The organism is Saprospiraceae bacterium, from assembly GCA_016712145.1.
Lineage (GTDB): Bacteria > Bacteroidota > Bacteroidia > Chitinophagales > Saprospiraceae > Vicinibacter.
This window is the reverse complement of record JADJRO010000001.1, coordinates 1-20,912: the sequence shown is the minus strand read 5'-3', so window position 1 is coordinate 20,912 and position 20,912 is coordinate 1. Positions and strand designations below refer to the sequence as shown.

Sequence of the window (20,912 nt, the reverse complement as noted above, 5' to 3'; positions counted from 1 at the left end):
CATTTAATTAATAAACGAAATTAGCTAGACTGTGTCAGCCTGTCAACTGAGAAAATTCGCAGGTTATGTATTTCAAAAACAGTTTAGTAAGACAAATTTTATTACTTTTAATCGATCGATCAGCCAAAATGGGAAATCCACCGGAATATAAAAGCCTTACAAATCAACTTGTAACCGATATCCCGGCCGATCTCAATAGCAGCATTTATAAGGAACTAAAAAATAAGATTCAAAAGTTTCAGGATGAAGCTATTTATGTTTATTCCTTTAAAGAAAACAAAATGCTCTATGCAGAAGGTTGGGAACCTCTTCTCGGCTATCCTGATCATGAAATTACCATGTTGAAAATTGTAAGCATCACGGCTCCGGAATATGCACCGTTCTCCAATGACATAAACGATAAAGCTCTGATGTTTTTACAAACAATCCATAATAATCTGGAAGCTTATAGTTTTACAATAGAAATAAAAAAAATTCATAAAAAGGGACATGAGGTACCGCTAATTTCCAGAGTCGGAATTTATAAAGCGGAAAAAGGGAAAGTTTCAGAAATAATTGGGCGATCCCAAATTGCCAATGGAGTTCATTTTGGAAAAGTCATGCGATATGCTACTTATGGGCCTGAAAAATCAACATTTGAGGAAGAACTCAATAAAGCCCTCTTTAAGCATTTTGCTATTTCAGATAAAGAAAAAGAAGCGCTGGCATTAGTGGCAAAAGGGCTTTCCTTTAAAGAGATTGCAGGTCATTTAAAAGTTTCTTCTTCCGCTATTGAAAAAAGAATTATACCAATGTATCGGCGTTTCAATGTCAGGAGTTTAGCTCATCTGATCAGCTTTGCTTATGAAAATCATATATTGCCAGCCATATTTCCTTTAACTCTAATTTTTTGATAAATCAATTGTCATTTGTTGATCTTCTTTAATACCCATTTCCAGAATCATTGCTTTCCAACGCTTGATATTTAAATCATTCTGTTTTCTATTGCCCACAATCCAGATGACAAATTTATTACATAAAATTTGTGGATTAATTTCAGGATGTTTATTAAATTGTTTCGCAATAAGTAAAAAACGATCCGGGGAAATAATATATTTCCAAACGGGTCTGCCTGGATTGATTTCATCAATCACTAATAATTCAGATTGTTTCCAATCCCAAATAGTTTCGTCACGAGGATACGCTGAGTCCTTACCAAAAAACAAACTATACAAATTGTTTGCTGTCAGGTAGCGACAGGCAAACCTCCTGTCAGAAAGTCCACTAGCAATACCAATTCCCAAACTTGATTTACCAGACCTTTTGGAACCAAAAATTAGCAAATGTTTCGTATTACCTCCATTCTTCCGGTAATTCAACATACTTTGGATAAATTCATGGACACTCTTTTTTCCTTTTTCATCAATATCTAAATCCCATTGACTCAAATTAAATTGCATCGGGTAATTAGCACATTTTTGGTACATTTTATTGACAAACCAATAATAACAGGGTAAAAGTAGAATTATCATCAGGATGCCAATTGCAATTTTAGTCGGAACGCTTGGATGGAATACATAAGCTGCTAAAAAAGCACCAAAGGCAAAAACACAAACATCGGTAGCGGTGTCAAAACCTACAAACCACCAGCGAGGATTAAATTGATATTTTTTTCCCCCAACAAATAACAAATTTGAATTACTTCTCCTTTGGGTCAAAAGCGGACCTAAAAAGTTGACCGTTTCAAAAGCAAACCAAAACAAACTGACTAAAACAGCCGCTCCAAATGCTCGACCATAAGTATCTCCACCTAAGCAGTAAATTATTTCACAAAATTGACACTTACATAAATGAATGAGCAACATCGTATGAATAAAACCAATGGATAAATGGCCAAATTGATTGGCTAGCCAGGAATAGGTCAGACTCACTCCCCGAAATGAGTCCTTGCCAATTAAATCGTAAACCAATTGAGAGCCTATATGCTTCCAGGATATCCATTTATTAATTTTCATATTAGCTTGAAATGTTAAAATTTTAATGCTAATCTACAAAAATTAGAATAGGGTTACTGAATCTACTATTTTTAGTGGTTTAATATACAATATTCAAAACCTTAAAATCTAATTAAAATGCCTTCAGTAAATATTTATTTGACTTTTGATGGGAACTGTAAACAAGCATTTGAATTTTACCAGTCTGTTTTTGGTGGTGAATTTCCTTATGTAGGTACTTTTGGCGAAATGCCAGCTCAAGAAAATATGCCTCCGATTCCTGACGATCAAAAAGACCGTATTATGCATATGTCATTACCTATTGGAACGCATTCCGTTTTGATGGGAAGTGATACCGGAGGGGAATGGGCTAAATATTACCAGGCGGGTACTAATTTTTCTATATCAGTTACTGCCGATAGCATGGAAGAAGCAGACCGTATCTACCAGGGCCTGTCTCAAGGTGGAATCCAGACAATGCCGATGGGTAAAACCTTTTGGGAATCCTATTTTGGAATGTTAACAGATCCTTTTGGGATCAACTGGCAGGTAAGCTTTGAATTGGCAGCCCACAAACAATTTGAGGAAGACAACAAATAGTATTCCTTAGGCCTAAAAAAAATGCACCTGAACGTTTTGGCTCAGATGCATTTTTTTTAAAAATTACTTGAAATAAACCTTCCTGGAACGCTTTATTTCTTGCGAATACTCTTTAATATTTCTACTGCTTCGTCTTCAGCAACCTGATCATTGTCTGCAAACGTAATGGTTGCAAAAAAATTGGTGTCTGAATCGGGATCAATAAAACCCAAAACCAAAATCCGAACACCTTCTTTATACCCCTCCACATAAGCACCTTTCAATCCATTGAGTTCAATAACATCAACGTCATCTAACTGTTCGAGTTTTAAAGATTTTGCAATTTCAATCGTATAGGCTGTAATATTAGAATGATCCACCGTGTTATCATTAAATGGGAAAATGCCAAATTCCATCCCATCGCCGGAAGCTGTAAATTCATCTGCAGTATTTGTAACTTCTTTAAAATCTGATGCAAGGGTAAATACAATGTTGTAGTGTGACCATTCGTAATCAAAGGCCTTTTGAGCTTTAGCTGATTGTATAAATCCACCTATCAGCAATACTAAAATTACAGAAATTGATTTTAACATGATAACTATTTAAAATGATTTAGAAAAAATCACAAGCAAATTTAGTACTTGTTGGTTAACTCAGCAAATGTAGCAAAATATCCGAGGCTCATAATGAATAATTGATATCACCAGGTTTTTGAATGATATGGCCTTTTATATAGGTTTCTACTAAGAAATTTAAATGTCCAGTATTTCCAGTTAGTTAATCCATCAACAGCCGTATTTTGTCTGCTACACTCCCCCATTCAAACATCCTAAATCCAGACTTGATTTTAGAAATTGCGTTTCCCGGAAATAGAATCTTTTGGCTAAATGCAACAACTTGTTGATCTCTATTTATGAGATAGTTCCTCTTTTGAATCTCTTCCGTAATAAAGGCATATTCCAAAGCAACTTTCCAGGCAGCCTCTCTGGCAATATTCATAGAAAATCCGGCTATTGTATTTTCAAAATCGGAGGTGTTCATCCAACTGAAAAGCTTGCTAAATGGCCACATGGCATACAAATCAGTTTTAACACCATTCACTAATTCTGCCAATACGACATTAATCTTATCAAAATCATTTTTTAAACTATAGATTGCATCCCCAGGAGCTATCGTTGCCGCTGCAATTCCTAAATCCAAACCAATGTGCGCATTCATCCCTAATAATAAATGCTCCAATACCATAGGCTTGTTAGATTTCGCGGAATCAAAAGCAAATTTCCATGCCTCCGAACAAGTTTGATCGTTTAGATACTGCTCCCAAGCGAATAGATACCGATTTGCAAATACGACATCAAGTTTCTCCATCCGAATCGGATCTTCAAAATAATATTGGGTTAATTTATTAGCAACTTCTTGAGTTACCTTACGATAGAGCGCTGCAAAATATGCTCCCCGATCTTCATTTTGGATCCCCTTTGAAATAATATCATCCAACTGAGTAATGACTTCTTGTATTGTGTTTGCTTGCATTATTTAAATGGATACTATTTGATATCCTAAAATTAATCTTTAAAGCTAAATTAAAATAGCGTTATTTTAGAATTGGATTTATTGAATTCCATTGATGGCTGAAATCCAAATGACTTCCACTACTACTTGATTGCTATGAGACAGTTCATTTAATGCATTCAATTGCCTGGATTTTAAAATGAATAGCTGGATGTGTTTACTAGATTGAATCAAATTGCAATTTAAATCCAAAGTTTGAGAAGTTCTTTTGTTTTCGAGAATTTGCTCCTGCATGATTTTACTTTCAATAAAACCGGATTCCGTATCAATATCCAATTCAATACATTGAAAACCAACACGGTGTATCTTATTGAGCGTCCGAAAGTTTTGATGGAAGTTTAAAGATTCTAAGTGGAGCTTATTATGAATAACACAAACTGAATAAGCGTCCATTAGATGGTTTAAAGAATTGTTTGGCCTGCTAAACTTAAATCCTATAAATGATTTCCTTCCTCCTTCAGTTTTTAGTGCATTTATGGGATTGCGTCCTCCGCGGGGAGCGATTAAATCGTGTGCTTTTACTTTATAGAGTGTTTTGACCAATCGATTTTTTAGATCTGGATCGGCATCTAATCCTAAAAATGACCGAACGCAAACCCTTATTTTCTTGGCGAATTGAGTAACTGTTTTAAATTCATTCATGTTCTCCCGGCATCGTTCATATTTTATATCTGTTTTCAAATGTTCAGCACTTGGTCCGGTTTTTCTTCTCACAAAATATTTTCCTTTGAGCTTATAAAAACTCAAGTTTTCCAAATTACCCACCAGCTTTATTAAACCCTCCTGAATTGCCATTTTGTTAGTAATTTAAACTATGCTTCATTTTAAATGGAATTGTCAAGCATTAGAAATCCGTTTCTCGAATTGATTTTACTACTTTCTTTAATAAAGGAATTTCAATTTAACAAAGTTTCTTTCGTGTCGCTTTTGGCGCATTTGCCGCTTCTCAATTGCTGCTCTTACTATCCCAAATCGCAGCTTAAAAGGTGAATCAAGCTATAGTATACTTTAAAGCTTAAAATCAGCATATCAAAATAGTAGATATCTTACTGATTTCTTACTGCTGACTTACGGATGACTTTAGCATAACTATAGGCTGAGCTTGAGATGACCGTGAGATGAAGAACGGATAACTAATGGATGATTCATTAATTACTCATTTAAAAACAATAAATCATTTCTGCTTCGAATTTAAACATTTATCCCTGAACTGAAATCTAGAATGGCTTGAATTAGCGGCTATTTTCAGGCAGAATTTTCTTCCTCAAATTTTCTTAGTTTATCTTTGTTGTCTTGAGCCATAAAAAAGAATTAGTGATAATTGGAGGAGGAGCAGCCGGATTTATGGCTGCCATCCACTGCGCGCAAAACAATTCAGGTATTGCAATAAGTATTTTGGAACAAGGTAAAGAAGTCCTGAGCAAGGTCAGGATTTCAGGTGGAGGGCGGTGTAATGTGACCCATGCATGCTTTGATGTTCACGAATTGGTAAACTATTATCCTCGGGGTTCAAAGGAACTCATTTCTCCTTTTTATAAGTTTAATTGCCAACATACCATAGACTTTTTTGAAAGCCGGGGCGTTAAACTCAAGACTGAAGCAGATGGAAGAATGTTTCCGGTATCTGATGATTCATTAAGCATACTAGAATGTTTAAAAAGAGAAGCATTGAAATTGAATATAAAAATTATCCTTCATGCCAAAGTTTTAAAAATTCAAAAACCAGATAAATTTATTATATCCTTTAATGATCTACAGCTAGATGCAGACTACTTAATGATTGCCAGTGGAAGCAATAAAACAATATGGAATGAAATAAGTAAGCTGAATCATCAAATTATTGAACCTGTTCCTAGTTTATTCACTTTTAATTCAAAACATACCCTTTTTCGAAATTTATCGGGTATTTCATTAAATAACACATTGATAAAAATTAAAGACACCGAATTTGAGGCACAGGGTATCACCTTGATTACCCATCTTGGATTAAGCGGTCCGTGTATTTTAAAGCTATCCGCCTTTGCTGCCCGACATCTTGCTCAGCAAAATTACAATTTTACAATTAGTATCAATTGGATAAATCAAACCAAGCAGGAAATACTAAGTGAATTAAATTCAATTAAACTATTACAAGCTAAAAAATCAATCGCAAATTATTCTCCTTTCAAACTGCCCAATCGTTTTTGGAATAATGTATTAATTGAATTAAATTTAAATACTGAAAAGCAATGGGCCCAATTAAATAAACTGGAAATTCAATCCATGGTCGATCTCCTAGCAGTATGTGAAATTCCTATTTTTAGTAAGAATACCAACAAAGATGAATTTGTAACAGCCGGAGGGATTTCACTCGCGGAAATTGATTTTAAAACCATGCAAAGTAAAATAGTACCAGGTCTGTATATCGTTGGAGAAGCATTAAATATTGATGCATTAACGGGCGGCTTTAACTTCCAGGCAGCATGGACAACAGGATTTATTGCGGGAACAGCCATCGCAAAATCAGCGTCCAATTAAATATGACATCATCCCATAATTGTCATTACAATTTTAGGTCAAATAAATTCCTAGTTTGCATTCAACAATTCACTACAATTTAAACAATTTGAATGCATGTGTCCACTGATTCCTGATAAACCCGGGTGCACACCATAGTTGGCAAAGGGCTTCTATTGGACGCGCTGCCTCTACCCCACCCATGTCTTCTGATTCCCAGCCGAAACTCGTCAGGATACTGGCCACTTTTTCTTTTGCGCTGGAATCATTGCCACAGATAAACATGGTTGGTACTCCTTGTGAGAAATTAGGTTTATACATAAAGCTATTGCCTACGCTGTTAAATGCTTTGACAAATTTGGTATCTGGAAAACTATTTTGAAGTTGTTCCATCAATGAATCATTTGCATTTGTAAAATAACGAATGACTCCGTGGTCATGCACTGGAAAACCATTGTCAGCATGTATGATTGGATTACAGGCATCTATGACAATTTTGTTCTTCAGTGAATCTCTTCCTGCTAGATTTAAAACTTCCATTGCACTGCTTCCCTTTACAGCCAAAACCAACAAATCACTTTGCATACCTGCATCAGCATACGAGCAAACGGGTATTCCTGGATTGGCATCCTTCCATGTCGTCAAACCGTCCTTTGAAGGATTTCGAGTTGCTAAAACGACTTCATGATTTTCACTCTTAAAGGCAGCAGCCAAAACCTGTCCAACACTTCCACTTCCTAAAATTCCTATTTTCATACTGTTTTATTTTTAAAAACAGGATATTGATGGAATGGTTTGATTTTTTTTAAATTTAATAGATGATTGGCAACCTGGTGCCTTTAAATAATGGATAAGTGCCAGGTTTTAGATGAAAAGAACTTCTGATTTTATTACAATGATAAAAGTATTGTGAATGCTTTAAAACTTTTATTTATTGTGCAATATACCACAGCCTATAGACTATAGACTATACCTAGTTTCTTTCTATCGAATCAAAGTAACATCCCCGGAAAGAATATGCAACTCCCCTTCTGAATCTATCCATTCCACGGTGCAAACAAAAACAGCAGGATTTGATTTTTGATTTCTGAAATTTCCATCCCATCCATACGATACATCATTTGGTGGAAAATTCTTTAACTCATAGAGCAATTGGCCCCAACGATCGTATAGTCGGAGTCTCTGAATTTCTTTTATCTCAGGAGTCGAAAATACTGTGAATCGATCATTGACTCCATCCCCATTTGGAGTAAATACATTGGGTATAAATACATCCCCTCTTTTCCTGATTTGAAGAATTAATACATACAATGAATCGCAGCCATTCACAGTTTGATACCGGGATTCATAAATTCCTGCCTGATCATAAATTCTATTTGTTACTGGCCAAAAATATCGACCCAATGCACTGACGGTATCTGTTATATGAATATGAGGATCTACTGTTAAATGTAAATGAATCAAAGAGTCACATCCATGTTTTGATTGCAATGCAAGCTTATAATCTCCACTAGCGTTATAGTTTTTCTTTGCAGGAATCCAATAATAGGATCCGCACTGCCTTTGCGTATCTCTTCTTTGATAATCCGGATAAATTGCAAGATCTAACAAGACAATAGAATCGCAACCCAAATGATTTTGAAGCGTATCCCAATAGCGTCCGCTTTTATATAAATCACGACCATTCAATGGCCACTTATAATAATTACATTGACCAACTCGCAATGTATCACTGCTCCTTTCCAAAATATTTAAATGCAGGATGCGCAAAGAATCACAACCATTTGTATTTTTAAACAATTCAGTATAAGTACCGCTTTTAGCATACAAACGATCGTTAGAAGGCCATCGATACGTATCACATGACTTAATAGTTTCTTCAATTCTATTTTCGCTGAGGATCTCCAGTTCGAGCAGCAAAATGGAATCACAACCATTGACTGTCAAAAGCGTATCTGAATAAGTTCCACTTTGGTCGTACTGCTTCCCATTTACCGGCCAATTATAGCTCTTGCATGAACGGATAGAAATATTTTGAAAAGATGGCTCCGATATTTTCAATTGCAATTCCAGAATCGAATCACAACCAAGACTATTGACTAAAGTATCGCGGTAAATACCACTAAGATTGTAATAAAGTTTAGAAACGGGCCAGTAATAGGATTTACAGGCTTCTACTTTAAACGTCTCCAAGTTGGATTTAAGGATACTTAAATTCAAGATGAGGATACTATCACATCCAAATTGATTGACCAGGGTATCGCGATAGATTCCGCTTTTTATCATAGGTTTCATTCCGCGCTTGCCAGGTAAATTGCTCGCACGAAACTTCAAACAATGGTGTTTGTGAGGTTTTATGGATCCGTAAATCAAGTTTTGCTAAACTATCACATCCACTGGCATTTTGTGTTAGGATCGAATACGTTCCACTCTCTGTATAAGTAGAATCATTCCATGAAAAGAAGCCACATGCTTCAACAGACAACCGTCCACTGGGAATGCTGTCAAATACAACAGACACCGGAGCAGACTCCTGAAATTCACCACATGGTAAAAGTTCGCTTATATGATAAACGCCGGCTTGAGTTGCTAAAAAGAAACTATCGTTGGCACCAGATATAACTTTTCCATCCAGGTACCATTGATACTGTGTTCCTTTGCTACCAGCTGTAAGCAAAGCCGAACCTGTTGGACATTCGCCTTGCTTGATGTACAACACATTTGGCAAAGCTGGTTGCTCAATCAGATTTGAAAATGTAGCTGACATTGAAAATCCTCCACCAATTTGTATAATGGCAACGTATAATTTTACCGAACTGGAAATTGAAATAGTTTTAGGATTGCCAACCTGGTTGCTATTGAAATTGATCATATACCAGTTGGTACTTCCAATTTGTTTGCGTATTGAAACAATCGTTTCTAAATCCGCACCATTAAAATTTACCTGGGCATTCGCATCTTCAAGCAGGATATAACAAAAATAAGGCAGGTCATTTCCTCTGTAGGCTTTGAATTGAGAGGTTTCTACAAAGTTGGATCCGTTGCAAGGAGAAGATACCGGGAAGCTGGTAGATATATCTACCTCACAGGATTGCGCTGAACCGGTAAATACGGCCAGTTTTTTATCACTTACAATTTCGGCCACAGAAAATGGAGTTGCTCCATCCCCATTCGAGATTGTTAAAAAATTTCCGGCAGTTGGCAGGATACTCATTGTTGATGTTAAAAATCCACCGCTTGCATTAAATCGATTGATTGTGATAGTGGTACTATCTTCAACAGCCACAATGGAAGATTGCTCGCTGATGGAATTTCCCTGAGTGCGCACGATAAAATAGCGATTCCCCAAGCTACTCACCGGAGGTATTTGATCAAACGTACCGTCGCCACAACCTCCCGGAGCATCCATAAAAGCACTGGTATTCATGACACAAGGTTTACTTGCTTCTACCAGTGATCCTATTGCACTTCTGAACAAATAACATTCCCCTGCATGCAGTTCAATTGTTTGCACCCCATTAATAGAGACTTGCGTTTGGTCATAGATTGCCATGATCGTATAGACCGGCAATTCTGAAGGCAAGGGTCCGTCGCGGTAATAACCTACCCTGAATGCTAGCCCGATACCAGGATTCCCAAGGCTGGTTAAAGAAGCATTTCCTTTGATGTAGGCATCAGTACCTAATTGGTCAGAAGCTACATTTCGAACGTTAACTGAAAAGATCTGGTCGCTTTTTAAATGAATCCCGGCGCCTTTAATTATAGAATTTAAAGGATAGCGGTTAACGTCTCTGAAATTTCCTGTGGGTCTGAAAACCGCTGGCATACCTTCTTTAGCAGTAAGCGTGGTGAGAAATGTCCCATCGCTTTTGCGGACTTCGATATTGATGTTGGTATCAGAAGGTGTGGCCAGAATGATTTCATTCGCGTCATGCCAGTACAACCAGGGAGCAGGAGCGATGTGGTGTTCATTGTAATATTGCGCAAATGCAGAGTGCCTCCAAATAACACTCAAGCAAAAGATACAAAACAACCTCCAACACAGACTACAATTGCTTATCACCCGATTTTTATCTTGTACAATCTGTAAATATACATTTTTAATGCCAAAATTGGCCACTTTAGAGAGATCCTGCTTGGGCATTCAGGTACTACCTTATTTGATTTTAATACCTTCTGATCAAATTCAAGAATGCTGCTTGACTCACATAATAAAACAAGCCGGCTGAACTTAGCCGGCTTGTTTCAAAGGATTATAAGAAGTAGGTTAAAACTCTTATTAATAATTAAAGATCATACTCTTCGTTTCAACCTTTCTATCGTCGATAACCAAAGAATAATAGTACGTACCACTTGCAAAGCTGGAAGATTGGATATTGACCGTACCGAAACCCTTTTCAAGTTGATCAAATTCCATCACCACACTTCCGCGTTCATCCGTAATCATCAACTTAGCAGATTTAGAAGCTTTGGGTATATAAAATTTGATGTAAGTAGAATGACCAAATGGATTAGGAACATTTTGCTCCAGTCTTGGTGCATCGCCTTCGTTGAATCCATGCTGATCTCCGGCTTGTGTACAACATTTGGACAGAGACTCATCAAATGCATTCAACTTATTGAGTACTTGATCCAGCTTTGAATTCAAATCATCGATTTGTTTTTGTTGATCACCGATGATTTGTTTTTGATCATTGACCTGATTTTCCAAAGCTGTCATTTTTACCTGATCAGCTACTGCGGGAGCATTCATAGTTTCTACTTTATCGGAAAGTTCTTGCACCGCTTTTACAATTGGTACTACGAAATCAGCATAACGTAAACCCATAATTTTTCCGGTTCTGTCTATACCGCTAAAGTTATATCCAATTCTTTGAGCTGCTGCATCGACATCCTGAGCAAGGAATCCTGTAAATGGAATTTCTTCAATTTCACTGCGATCTCTACTTTCAATCTTCGATTCAATTCCCATCAATTTATTCTGCTTAGCAATATTGTAATGGAAGGTCACAGGTTTCAAGGCATTAATAAATTTCAACCCCGGAACGTTTTCCTTAACCTGATCTTTTACCCTTGCATCGCTGTAAATAGTCCAGCCAACTTGACCACCGATACTGGTGACATATCCACTACCAATGCGAACTTTGTTGCTAGCATCGACAATTGCATCAGCACCAATTGCAGTTGCATCGGTTAGATCACCTGCTCCTACATTAGCCCTGAATCCAAAGGCTGAGTTTCTGCTTCCTGAAACGTTATCTTGCAGAGCCTGTGTACCACAGGCGGTATTGAGAATGCCTGTTTCATTAAAACTCATAGCTCTTGCCCCTAAAACAGAGTTATTTTGTCCTGTTGTATTGCTATATAGCGATGCTCTACCTACGGCCACATTATCGGTGCCACTTGTATTACCTCCTAGTGACTCATAACCAACTGCAACATTCCAATTTCCATTATCATTATTTATCAATGCATAGTTTCCTAAACCTATATTACCTACGCCTGAGGTATTTCTTAATAGGGTCCAGCTTCCGATTGCGGTATTTGCACCGCCTGTCGCATTACTCTCGAGGGACTTCCAACCTAATGCTGTATTTTGATGACCTGAAACGGCACCAGACATCGAACTTGATCCAACAGCTGTATTGCCAAATCCAGTGGTAAGTGATTTAAGTGTGTGCTTACCTATCGCAGTGTTTTCTCCACTGGCACTATTTTGCAAAGCTTCGTATCCCACTGCAGTATTTTCAATAAGATTTCCATTTCCTCTGCCAACCCGAACGCTATTAATTAATGCATCACCTCCATCTACTTCAAGTTTTGCAGTAGGTGATGTTGTACCGATGCCTACATTAGCACCAGATCCAAGCACTAGACTGTTGCTTGCACTGACCACAGCATTAGCACCTATAGCGGTGGCATTGCTCAAATTGCCCGATGCAACATTAGCTCCAGAACCCAAAGCAGTATTATTGTTTCCGGTGGTGTTTGACCGCAAAGAGTTAATACCGACAGCAGTGTTGTTAAATCCTGTTGTATTACTTTGCAATGAAAAAATACCATTAGCTGTATTATTATAACCTGTTGTATTACTTTCAAGTGATAAAATACCTGTCCCGGTATTTTGACTTCCGGTTGTATTAGCATTAAGAACAGAAGCACCTAAGCCGACATTGCTATTGCCTGTTGTATTGTTCCAAAGGGTAAAATATCCTAAAGCAATATTATCACCACCTGTGGTATTTCGATATAATGCACCATTTCCCATTGCTATGTTTGCGCTTCCAGTAGTGTTTGCTGGAAGAGGTTGACTCCCTATTGCAATATTGAAACTACCGGTCGTGTTGGATAGCATTGCATTACCTCCAATTCCAACATTGGAAGACCCTATGGTATTACTAAGCAATGCCATTCTTCCAATCCCGACATTATCAGAACCTGTTGTGTTATTTAAAAGACATGCAGAACCTAATGTAGTATTCCTGCTTCCTGTTGTGTTATTTTGTAAAGCGGCATTACCAACAGCAGTATTTTCATTTCCTGTACCACTGCCTTTTCCTACTCTTAGACCATTAATCAAGGCATCCGCTCCAGCTACTTCCAGCTTTGCTCCAGGTGTAGATGTTCCGATTCCAACATTCCCTCCATTGTTAAAAATATTACTGGAATTGACTACCCACTGTGAACCATTCCAGTATGGTGTATTTCCTACTGCTGTACCTGGAGTGAGTAAACCAGCTGGTCCTTGAGGACCTTGTGGGCCTGTTGCACCAACATTTCCTTGTGGACCGACGGGGCCTTGTGGACCCGCTGGACCTGTTTCACCTTGCACGCCTTGTTCTCCTTGGGGGCCTGCTGGACCTTCTGGACCTGTTGGGCCTTGCTCTCCTTGCTCGCCTTGGATTCCTTGTTCGCCTTGTATTCCTTGCTCGCCTTGTTCTCCTTGGGGGCCTGCTGGACCTTCTGGACCTGTTGGGCCTTGCTCTCCTTGCTCGCCTTGCTCTCCTTGCTCGCCTTGGATTCCTTGTTCGCCTTGTATTCCTTGCTCGCCTTGTTCTCCTTGGGGGCCTGCTGGACCTTCTGGACCTGTTGGGCCTTGCTCTCCTTGCTCGCCTTGGATTCCTTGTTCGCCTTGTATTCCTTGTTCTCCTTGTGGTCCGGTTTCTCCTTGTGGTCCCTGTGCTCCGGTTTCTCCTTTTACAGACGATACAATTAAAGTTGTATACCGCATTATTACAGTTTTACCATTGTTTGATGTACATGTAGCATAAACCTCCACGGCCTTTCCTGCACCGATGTACGCAATGGCTTTAATTGATAATGCATTTTCATTATCTTTGTCTTTATCTAAAAATTGTTGAGTAGCTTCTGGAAGCGCAACTCCATCAACATAGATAGCCAGTTTGAACACTTCGCTTTTTGTTACAACAATATTTCCAGATAAGCTGACCTGATAATAATCGCCATTGGTTACAGTAATCTTATCATTGATATGATCCGGAGTAGTTTCAGAACTCTCCCCATTGGTTGTAAAACCAGTGAGCTTATACCAAACATTTTGAGTAGTCAGCGTTTGCGATGCAGTCCCATCACTCACAGATAGTTCTCCATAGTAAGGAGGTGCTATTAAGCTCATTTTATGTGTTGCGACAGGATGGACGCTTTCCGCTGACACAGGTTTCACTGAGCATAAAATAGCAATCAAATTTGCCAAGAGTAAAAGCTTCATTTTCATATTGAAATATTTTTATGTTGTTAAAAAATAAGTTGATTTACTTGTTGTCACAAAGTTGCTTTGCATTCAGTATGCAGTCTATTATTGAAATCATTGAAGTTCAAGATCATTTGCGGTATTTATCAATGATTCCATTGAGATAAGACCTTAACCATTGGTTCTATAATCATGTATCTTTGTATGATTAAATTCTATGCGTTTAATTTATTATCTTTTCTTATGCTTAATATTAACTGAATGCTTACCCGCTCAGAAACTATTAAGTATAAGAGATTCTCTCGAACTAAACATAGAGTTGATTGGCCCGGAGCAAGGGCTTTCACAAGGACAGATTAATGGGATCGCCGAAGATCAGGAAGGATATCTTTGGATTGCAACAAAAGATGGATTAAACCGCTATGATGGACATTCATTTCGTGTCTTTCGCAACGATCCTGATAATCCTTATTCGATATCGGAGAATTTTATCACGGCTGTTTATGTTGATTCAAGGAACTTGCTTTGGGTTGGCACGAATTCTTCCGGACTTGAGCTCTTTGATCGAAAGCATGAACGATTTATTCATATTTCAAATGACAAAGCGATTCAATCAAATGAGCAGGTTCATAATGTTTCAAGGATCATTGAAGATTTTTCCGGGCATATTATTATTCATGATTTGACAGGAAGTAAAATACAAGTCATTTCATCGAAAAACATCGACAATACTTTATCCTACTTGCCTCAGACGAAGTTGCTTGAATTGTATCCCGGATTAAAAAATCTTGACCTCCCTTTAAATGGTTTTAATCTACTTGCTATTACAAAAGATGGTACATTGTGGTATGCAGAAAATAAAGTAGTGTATGGCTATAATTTTTCTTCTGATAAAGAATCTTATCGGATCGATGCAAAAAGTATTCTTTTGCATCCAAATGCTGCACCTTATGTGCAGACTTCTGTTGATAAATATCAATTACTTCAAAATCTCTATTTCCTGGATTCAAAAAATTGTATTTCGAAAATAGACCTTTGCACTCAATCCTTAATGCCTGACTTTCAGGTCTCGTCTGTTCAGAGACTAGGAGTAAATCAATTATTTTTCGACCGAAACAATCGCATTTGGATAAACCAAGGTGCTCTGAATTTTCTTCGTATTAATTCCGAGAAGGGAATCTTGGATACTGTAAAAATCAATCCAATATTTCAAAATAAATGGGATAATTTATCTTTTGAAATTTTATGCCAGGATAAGCATGATAACATATGGTGTGGAACGAATGGGTATGGGTTGATAAAATTGAGTGCCCGAAATGACTTGTTCGCTCCAGTCAATTTTAATTACAGGGAGCCTAAATTTATTTTGTGTGATAAAAATGAAAGAAAATTATACAGAAACAAATTCAAGAATTTTGATTTAAACTTTATCAATCAATTAAATCTGGAGAATGAAGGTCTTCAAAAAAATTGGGTGCCTTGGAGATTTGCACTTGATCGACATAATTCACTTTGGTGCATCGCCGATCATCTGTTAAAATATTATACCCTAAAAATAGATCCTGATGATCATAGTTATGTAAAGAAAGCAATTAATCCTAAGGATGCATATCCAGTCTTTTTTCGGATCTCAATGGAGATATATGGTTGTGTTCTGTTGAAGAAAACAAGTTGCCTAGAATTTATTGTCAAGAACAAAACATTAATAATATTAAGTTTCTTTACTTTCCTATAAACCAGATCCAGGGAGATCGTAATTTTCTTTGTGATTGGAAATTTACTAAAGAAAATCAATTTTGGCTTGCGACAACGCATGGCCTCTTTCATTTTAATCCCAAAACTGAAACATGGAAAAAATTTCAAGCTGAAAAGAATAATCAAAGCAGCCTTGCTTCTAATTATGTATTGTCACTTTGTTTTGACCCTGCTGAACCTACACGGTATTTATGGGTAGGAACTGATGGAGGAGGGTTGCATAAGTTTGATATCCAATCTGAACGATTCACAAGATATTCGATAAAGGATGGATTACCTAATAATGTCATTTACGGCATTCAAAGTGATCAGCATGGCAATCTTTGGATAAGCACGAATTACGGACTTTGTCATTTTAATCCTCGTAATTTAGAAATTCAAAATTTTACTTCAAAAGATGGACTTCCCGGAAATGAATTTAACAGAACACAGTATTTCAATTCTGATGAAGGTAAATTGATTTTTGGAGGAGTGAATGGCTGGACAAGTATTGACCCGGAGAACTATTATAAAAATAAGAAACCTTCACGAATAGTAATCAATAGAATTAAATTATTAAACAAAGAAATATTTTATAATACGGGTGACTCATCAGAATCGATAGAAACTTATAAACTCCCTTTGCCTATTGAACATTGTAAGCGACTCGAATTTCAATACAATCACAGGATGATAAGTTTTGGGTTCTCGGTATTGGACCTAACCAATCCTTCTGGAAATCGCTATAAATACAAAATGGATGGATTTAATAAGGACTGGATTGATGCAGGAACAACGAATGAAGCAACCTATACGAATCTCAGTTCTGGCCAATATACTTTTAGAGTGCTCGGCTGCAATAGTTCGAACGTTTGGAGTGAATTACCTGCAAGTATAGAAATTATCATTCACCCTCCCTGGTGGGCTAGTTGGTGGTTCCGAATTTGCATTTTGATCACTGTGATGGGCGGAATATATTTGTTTTATCAATACCGATTGCGCCAGGCTTTAAAAATCCAAGCCATACGAAATCACATTGCAGCAGATTTGCACGACGAAATCGGCAGTACACTAAGTAGTATTTCTTTGGCCAGTTCATTAATTCAGCAAAAATTAAATCGAATGAACCTGAAGTAAATGTATTACTCAATAACATCAATCATAATTCTGAGAATATTATGGAATCTATGAGTGATATTGTGTGGGCCGTAAATGTGAAAAATGATCGTTTCGATAGTGTCGTCAACCGCATTCGAGCCTTCGCATTCGAAATTCTGGAACCTCAGAATATCCAGATTCATTTTGATATTCAGCCACAGGTCAATCAACTTGAGTTGAATATGCAGCAGCGAAAAAATGTCTATCTTATTGTAAAAGAAGCTATCAACAATGTTGCAAAATTCTCAAACTGCAAGAACTTCTGGCTCAACATAGACTATTTAAATAGAAGATTGAGTATAAGTATAAAAGACGATGGCAAGGGTTTTGAATACAGCCAGAATGTTGAAGGAATCAATTTGCATAAAGCCGATGAAGACATCATAAAGAATTTTAGTGGCAACGGACTTTACAATATGCAGAAACGGGCTGAAGATTTGAATGGCAAATTTAGTATTAGCTCAACTCCAAATAAAGGTACACTCATCGAATTCGATTTTATAATTTAATTTTAGTTTAAAAATAAATCAATGAAATCATTGATGTTCATCTCAGATTGTCATCTTAAATTTGTCTTGTGCAAAATCTAAAAATATCCATTTTTGATGATAACAAACCCAGAAGGGATTTATTGCAATTGTTAATCAATTCAACGACAGGCTTTAGTTGTAAAAATGTCTATAATGACTGTCGCAATGTACTAAAAGAAATTGCAGCAAATACACCGGATATTATTCTCATGGATATTAATATGCCGCATGTAGATGGTATTGAAGGATTGAAATTGATAAAGAGCCAATTTCCTAGAATAAAAATCCTCATGCAAACCATTTTTGAAGATGAGGATAAAATATTTAAAGCTATTGTTGCCGGGGCCGATGGTTATATACTGAAGAAGACTTCACCAGATAAGTTGATTGATGCCATAAGGGATTTAGCTGAAGGAGGAGCTCCGATGACGCCTACCGTAGCCAAGCAGGTCCTGACCTTGTTTAACAATAAACACCATCACATTCCAAAAAATGACTTTAACCTTACTGCACGCGAATCAGAAATACTGAAATTCCTAGTAGAAGGCTATAGTTATAAAAAGATTGCAGAAGAATGTAACGTATCTTATGCAACAGTGAATTCACATATCTGCCATATCTATGAGAAATTACATGTCTCTTCTGGGACGGAAGCAGTAGCGAAAGTACTGGAATACAGGATCATCCGAGATAAATAAAGCAACCACTAAAATAATTTTTCGGTCTCGCGCTTTACTCATAACACAAGCCAGTTTAATTTTTCCAGAATGAGCGAGTGCATGAAATTTGTATCTAAATTGTTGATAAAATCAATGCTGAAAAATATCAGTTTATAGGTGATGAGATCTCCTTTAAAAAATACTGATACAACAATGCAAATGCAATAGCCAATCCAAAACTAACCAAAGTGCCTATCAGAAAATATTCGGTAAGTTTTCGGTCTTTCGCCCTCGAAAGATCATTAAATCTGAAAACCGATTTTGCGGCCATCAGCCACCCGATCGCAGACCATTGATTTAAGACAATAAATCCAAAAACAAATAAGCGCTCTAGCATCCCAATGTACTTGCCTGCATTTTTGAGTGAATCATCTGCACCGGCGTCTTCAAATTTCCAGGAATCCAGCAAGAACATCATAATTACCGATGAGACCCTGGTCACACAAATCAATTCCACAATAAACAGGATGGTTGTATCTTGAAACAGAAACGCTGTTGAAAAATTAATCGAAAAATAATAATGGGCGACCGCAAACAAAACGATAAAATGCAATACCTGATCCACAAAGAATAATAATTTATGATTCCACTTCCCGCTCAACGAAACTTTCATCAGGTCGATGAGGTAATGAGTTCCAGCTATGATCGCAAAGACAGGCCAATAGTTCAAATCAAAATTCAAAAGGAAAAACAACAATGCAGTATGAATGAGAATATGCAGATACAAATAAACAGATCGGCCTTTACGATCAGCTTTATCTTTTACCCATTTTTCAGGCTGCATAACAAAATCACCAAGAAGATGAGCCAATATCAGCAAGAGCAGACTACTCATGATAATCGACCTATTTGTTGCTGAAAATAAATTTCCATCTGCATCACCTCGTCAAAGCCTCCCCTTTTAAAGCTTCACTCACCGTGCTTTGAGATTTTTCATTTTTTTAGCGATTTCCAATTGACTTTTTCCAGGATTTTCCAGATTCTGGACGATGACTTTACTTACGGCAACACTCCATTCATTCATGGTACGTAAAGCCAATGAGAACATCACATTCAAACTCCTGTCCAAATCCGTTTCTCCCGACAAAATAGCCAAATTTTGCTTTTTTAAGCCATCAAAACATTGACCGGATTTGACAAATGCCTCTCCGGAGGCTTCAGTGATTTTAACGATTTTCGAGGATTGCTTTCCGAGTCCGATACCTATTCGCACATCCAATCCGGGCTTTTGCCTGATCCCCGCTTTGATGTGAAAAGCCAATTGCAAAGCCAAGTTCGCTTTTACCGCGATCTGAAAACTATCGCCCCTGTAAACCTCCCAGTTCTTGCCCTCCGTTCCATATTGGCTCAGGATCCCTTTAAGCTGGGGCAACCAAATGCGCTGTGGCCTGGTTCGGGAGGACACGATATCTCCTGTTAAGACTGCAATCATAGATCGTATTTGTCTTTGCAAATATCGCTTTTATAGACGATATTTCATAATATCGTTCTAATATACGATAAATAAAAAATTCGTCCAGACGAGCGATGGTGAAGAATGTACAGTTTTTACCAAATAAATGCAGGTAATCATTCAATGGAAATTGCTTAAGCGATATAAATGCTCGTATTTTTTAAATACTAGTAAGACTATTTCACAACCAGCATTTCATTTGAATAACACGAGGGTCAATGTCCGACTTTTGAATCTTATCAACCGTTGACAAAAGCATGAAACTCAGCTGTTACTTTCTAATGCTAAATGCAATATATATTGATATATTGAATATATATAATAATAGTACATATATGAACATTTTTGAATTTTTTATGAATTGGACAACGCCACTTCTACCGTTTTGTAAATCACAATATTATTATATTTAATTGTTATTCTGTTACTTATGATTTTTTTTGCATGAATTATGAACTATATTATTTATATATTCGTTTAAATAGTATAAATTTGTGAATCACAAGGACATGGAACGTAAACTACTTCAATTGAAAGCAAGACTTAAACCCGGCACTGTTTACCGGAGGGAAGATCTTTTACTTTGGTCTAAATCGATAGATAGACATTTGGAGCAACTTCATGGTGATGGCTCAGTAGAAAAATTATCTCAAGGGCTTTACTACGTTCCTGAAAAGAGTGTCTTCGGCAACGTACCTCCAGATGAAAAAAAACTTGTACGCGCCTTTCTTAAAGAAGACCATTTTTTACTAACCTCCTTTAATGCTTACAATAGTCTTGGTGTTGGCACAACACAGTTATACAATGAACGGATTGTTTATAACAGGAAGCGTCATGGAATAGTAAAATTTGGTAATCGCCACTTTCGTTTTTATAAAAAATTTGCTTTTCCTAAAAAAATCACAGAAGAATATCTGTTAGTTGATTTAATAAACAATCTGGATCATTTGGCAGAAGATCAGGAGATCGTATTAACAAAGGCTATGC

Annotated in this window: 18 protein-coding genes; 8 read left to right on the top strand and 10 right to left on the bottom strand. The window is 37.1% G+C overall.

Annotated elements, in window-relative coordinates:
- The first annotated feature begins 128 nt into the window (after window positions 1-128).
- Window positions 129-893, top strand: coding sequence for a helix-turn-helix transcriptional regulator (locus IPK91_00090; GenBank protein ID MBK8295701.1), 765 nt, complete (start codon window positions 129-131; stop codon window positions 891-893).
- Here the strand turns inward: IPK91_00090 and IPK91_00085 are convergent.
- Window positions 882-1,994, bottom strand: coding sequence for an ATP-binding protein (locus IPK91_00085; GenBank protein MBK8295700.1), 1,113 nt, complete (start codon window positions 1,992-1,994; stop codon window positions 882-884). The genes IPK91_00090 and IPK91_00085 overlap by 12 nt on opposite strands.
- 117 nt (window positions 1,995-2,111) lie before the next feature.
- Between IPK91_00085 and IPK91_00080 the strand changes: the two genes are divergently transcribed.
- A complete protein-coding gene (locus IPK91_00080) occupies window positions 2,112-2,573 on the top strand; it encodes a VOC family protein (GenBank protein ID MBK8295699.1) in 462 nt (153 codons plus the stop codon).
- Window positions 2,574-2,665: 92 nt separating this feature from the next.
- On the opposite strand, the gene IPK91_00075 is transcribed toward IPK91_00080, so the two are convergent.
- The 3 genes from IPK91_00075 to IPK91_00065 all read right to left on the bottom strand — a co-directional run bounded on the left by IPK91_00075 (window position 2,666) and on the right by IPK91_00065 (window position 4,919).
- Window positions 2,666-3,145 carry a hypothetical protein gene (locus IPK91_00075; protein MBK8295698.1) on the bottom strand — a complete coding sequence of 160 codons (480 nt, stop codon included), beginning with the start codon at window positions 3,143-3,145 and terminating at the stop codon, window positions 2,666-2,668.
- Window positions 3,146-3,329: 184 nt separating this feature from the next.
- Window positions 3,330-4,085 (bottom strand): hypothetical protein, encoded by a 756-nt coding sequence (locus tag IPK91_00070; protein ID MBK8295697.1) that lies wholly within the window; start codon window positions 4,083-4,085, stop codon window positions 3,330-3,332.
- A 78-nt stretch (window positions 4,086-4,163) separates the two neighbouring features.
- On the bottom strand, window positions 4,164-4,919 hold the full coding sequence (locus IPK91_00065) for a hypothetical protein (GenBank protein MBK8295696.1): 756 nt from the start codon (window positions 4,917-4,919) through the stop codon (window positions 4,164-4,166).
- Between the two features lie 498 nt (window positions 4,920-5,417).
- On the opposite strand from IPK91_00065, the gene IPK91_00060 reads away from it, so the two are divergent.
- Window positions 5,418-6,641, top strand: a complete 1,224-nt coding sequence (locus tag IPK91_00060; GenBank protein ID MBK8295695.1) for an NAD(P)/FAD-dependent oxidoreductase — start codon at window positions 5,418-5,420, stop codon at window positions 6,639-6,641.
- A gap of 72 nt (window positions 6,642-6,713) precedes the next feature.
- Here IPK91_00060 and IPK91_00055 read toward each other — a convergent pair whose 3' ends face one another.
- The 4 genes from IPK91_00055 to IPK91_00040 form a co-directional block, all read right to left on the bottom strand.
- Complete coding sequence (locus tag IPK91_00055; protein ID MBK8295694.1) at window positions 6,714-7,376, bottom strand: NAD(P)-binding domain-containing protein; 663 nt, start codon at window positions 7,374-7,376, stop codon at window positions 6,714-6,716.
- Between the two features lie 228 nt (window positions 7,377-7,604).
- Window positions 7,605-8,906 (bottom strand): gliding motility-associated C-terminal domain-containing protein, encoded by a 1,302-nt coding sequence (locus IPK91_00050; GenBank protein MBK8295693.1) that lies wholly within the window; start codon window positions 8,904-8,906, stop codon window positions 7,605-7,607.
- Window positions 8,854-10,764 carry an IgGFc-binding protein gene (locus tag IPK91_00045; protein ID MBK8295692.1) on the bottom strand — a complete coding sequence of 637 codons (1,911 nt, stop codon included), beginning with the start codon at window positions 10,762-10,764 and terminating at the stop codon, window positions 8,854-8,856. Before IPK91_00045 ends, IPK91_00050 begins: the two co-directional genes overlap by 53 nt.
- A gap of 135 nt (window positions 10,765-10,899) precedes the next feature.
- Window positions 10,900-14,355, bottom strand: a complete 3,456-nt coding sequence (locus IPK91_00040) for a tail fiber domain-containing protein (protein ID MBK8295691.1) — start codon at window positions 14,353-14,355, stop codon at window positions 10,900-10,902.
- A 193-nt stretch (window positions 14,356-14,548) separates the two neighbouring features.
- Between IPK91_00040 and IPK91_00035 the strand changes: the two genes are divergently transcribed.
- From IPK91_00035 to IPK91_00020, 4 genes are all read left to right on the top strand, one after another.
- On the top strand, window positions 14,549-16,066 hold the full coding sequence (locus IPK91_00035) for a hypothetical protein (GenBank protein ID MBK8295690.1): 1,518 nt from the start codon (window positions 14,549-14,551) through the stop codon (window positions 16,064-16,066).
- Window positions 16,003-17,202 (top strand): hypothetical protein, encoded by a 1,200-nt coding sequence (locus tag IPK91_00030; protein MBK8295689.1) that lies wholly within the window; start codon window positions 16,003-16,005, stop codon window positions 17,200-17,202. The genes IPK91_00035 and IPK91_00030 overlap by 64 nt, the downstream gene beginning before the upstream one ends.
- A 50-nt stretch (window positions 17,203-17,252) precedes the next feature.
- Window positions 17,253-17,732, top strand: coding sequence for a hypothetical protein (locus IPK91_00025; GenBank protein ID MBK8295688.1), 480 nt, complete (start codon window positions 17,253-17,255; stop codon window positions 17,730-17,732).
- Window positions 17,733-17,800: 68 nt separating this feature from the next.
- Complete coding sequence (locus IPK91_00020) at window positions 17,801-18,451, top strand: response regulator transcription factor (GenBank protein MBK8295687.1); 651 nt, start codon at window positions 17,801-17,803, stop codon at window positions 18,449-18,451.
- A 127-nt stretch (window positions 18,452-18,578) separates the two neighbouring features.
- Here IPK91_00020 and IPK91_00015 read toward each other — a convergent pair whose 3' ends face one another.
- Together IPK91_00015 and IPK91_00010 are read right to left on the bottom strand one after the other, a co-directional pair.
- On the bottom strand, window positions 18,579-19,307 hold the full coding sequence (locus IPK91_00015) for a DUF3307 domain-containing protein (GenBank protein MBK8295686.1): 729 nt from the start codon (window positions 19,305-19,307) through the stop codon (window positions 18,579-18,581).
- Window positions 19,308-19,385: 78 nt separating this feature from the next.
- Entirely contained in the window at window positions 19,386-19,904 is a 519-nt protein-coding gene (locus IPK91_00010) for a transcriptional regulator (GenBank protein MBK8295685.1), read from the bottom strand.
- A 530-nt stretch (window positions 19,905-20,434) separates the two neighbouring features.
- On the opposite strand from IPK91_00010, the gene IPK91_00005 reads away from it, so the two are divergent.
- On the top strand, window positions 20,435-20,912 hold a 478-nt coding region (locus IPK91_00005), incomplete at its 3' end, for a hypothetical protein (protein ID MBK8295684.1).

What these genes read in the sequence shown, in the direction of transcription:
- IPK91_00090 (MBK8295701.1), top strand. Translation starts at nt 129, where the DNA reads ATGGGAAATCCACCGGAATATAAAAGCCTTACAAATCAACTTGTAACC.
- IPK91_00085 (MBK8295700.1), bottom strand. Translation starts at nt 1,994, where the DNA reads ATGAAAATTAATAAATGGATATCCTGGAAGCATATAGGCTCTCAATTG.
- IPK91_00080 (MBK8295699.1), top strand. Translation starts at nt 2,112, where the DNA reads ATGCCTTCAGTAAATATTTATTTGACTTTTGATGGGAACTGTAAACAA.
- IPK91_00075 (MBK8295698.1), bottom strand. Translation starts at nt 3,145, where the DNA reads ATGTTAAAATCAATTTCTGTAATTTTAGTATTGCTGATAGGTGGATTT.
- IPK91_00070 (MBK8295697.1), bottom strand. Translation starts at nt 4,085, where the DNA reads ATGCAAGCAAACACAATACAAGAAGTCATTACTCAGTTGGATGATATT.
- IPK91_00065 (MBK8295696.1), bottom strand. Translation starts at nt 4,919, where the DNA reads ATGGCAATTCAGGAGGGTTTAATAAAGCTGGTGGGTAATTTGGAAAAC.
- IPK91_00055 (MBK8295694.1), bottom strand. Translation starts at nt 7,376, where the DNA reads ATGAAAATAGGAATTTTAGGAAGTGGAAGTGTTGGACAGGTTTTGGCT.
- IPK91_00050 (MBK8295693.1), bottom strand. Translation starts at nt 8,906, where the DNA reads ATGATAAAAAGCGGAATCTATCGCGATACCCTGGTCAATCAATTTGGA.
- IPK91_00045 (MBK8295692.1), bottom strand. Translation starts at nt 10,764, where the DNA reads ATGCCCAAGCAGGATCTCTCTAAAGTGGCCAATTTTGGCATTAAAAAT.
- IPK91_00040 (MBK8295691.1), bottom strand. Translation starts at nt 14,355, where the DNA reads ATGAAAATGAAGCTTTTACTCTTGGCAAATTTGATTGCTATTTTATGC.
- IPK91_00035 (MBK8295690.1), top strand. Translation starts at nt 14,549, where the DNA reads ATGCGTTTAATTTATTATCTTTTCTTATGCTTAATATTAACTGAATGC.
- IPK91_00025 (MBK8295688.1), top strand. Translation starts at nt 17,253, where the DNA reads ATGAGTGATATTGTGTGGGCCGTAAATGTGAAAAATGATCGTTTCGAT.
- IPK91_00015 (MBK8295686.1), bottom strand. Translation starts at nt 19,307, where the DNA reads ATGAGTAGTCTGCTCTTGCTGATATTGGCTCATCTTCTTGGTGATTTT.
- IPK91_00010 (MBK8295685.1), bottom strand. Translation starts at nt 19,904, where the DNA reads ATGATTGCAGTCTTAACAGGAGATATCGTGTCCTCCCGAACCAGGCCA.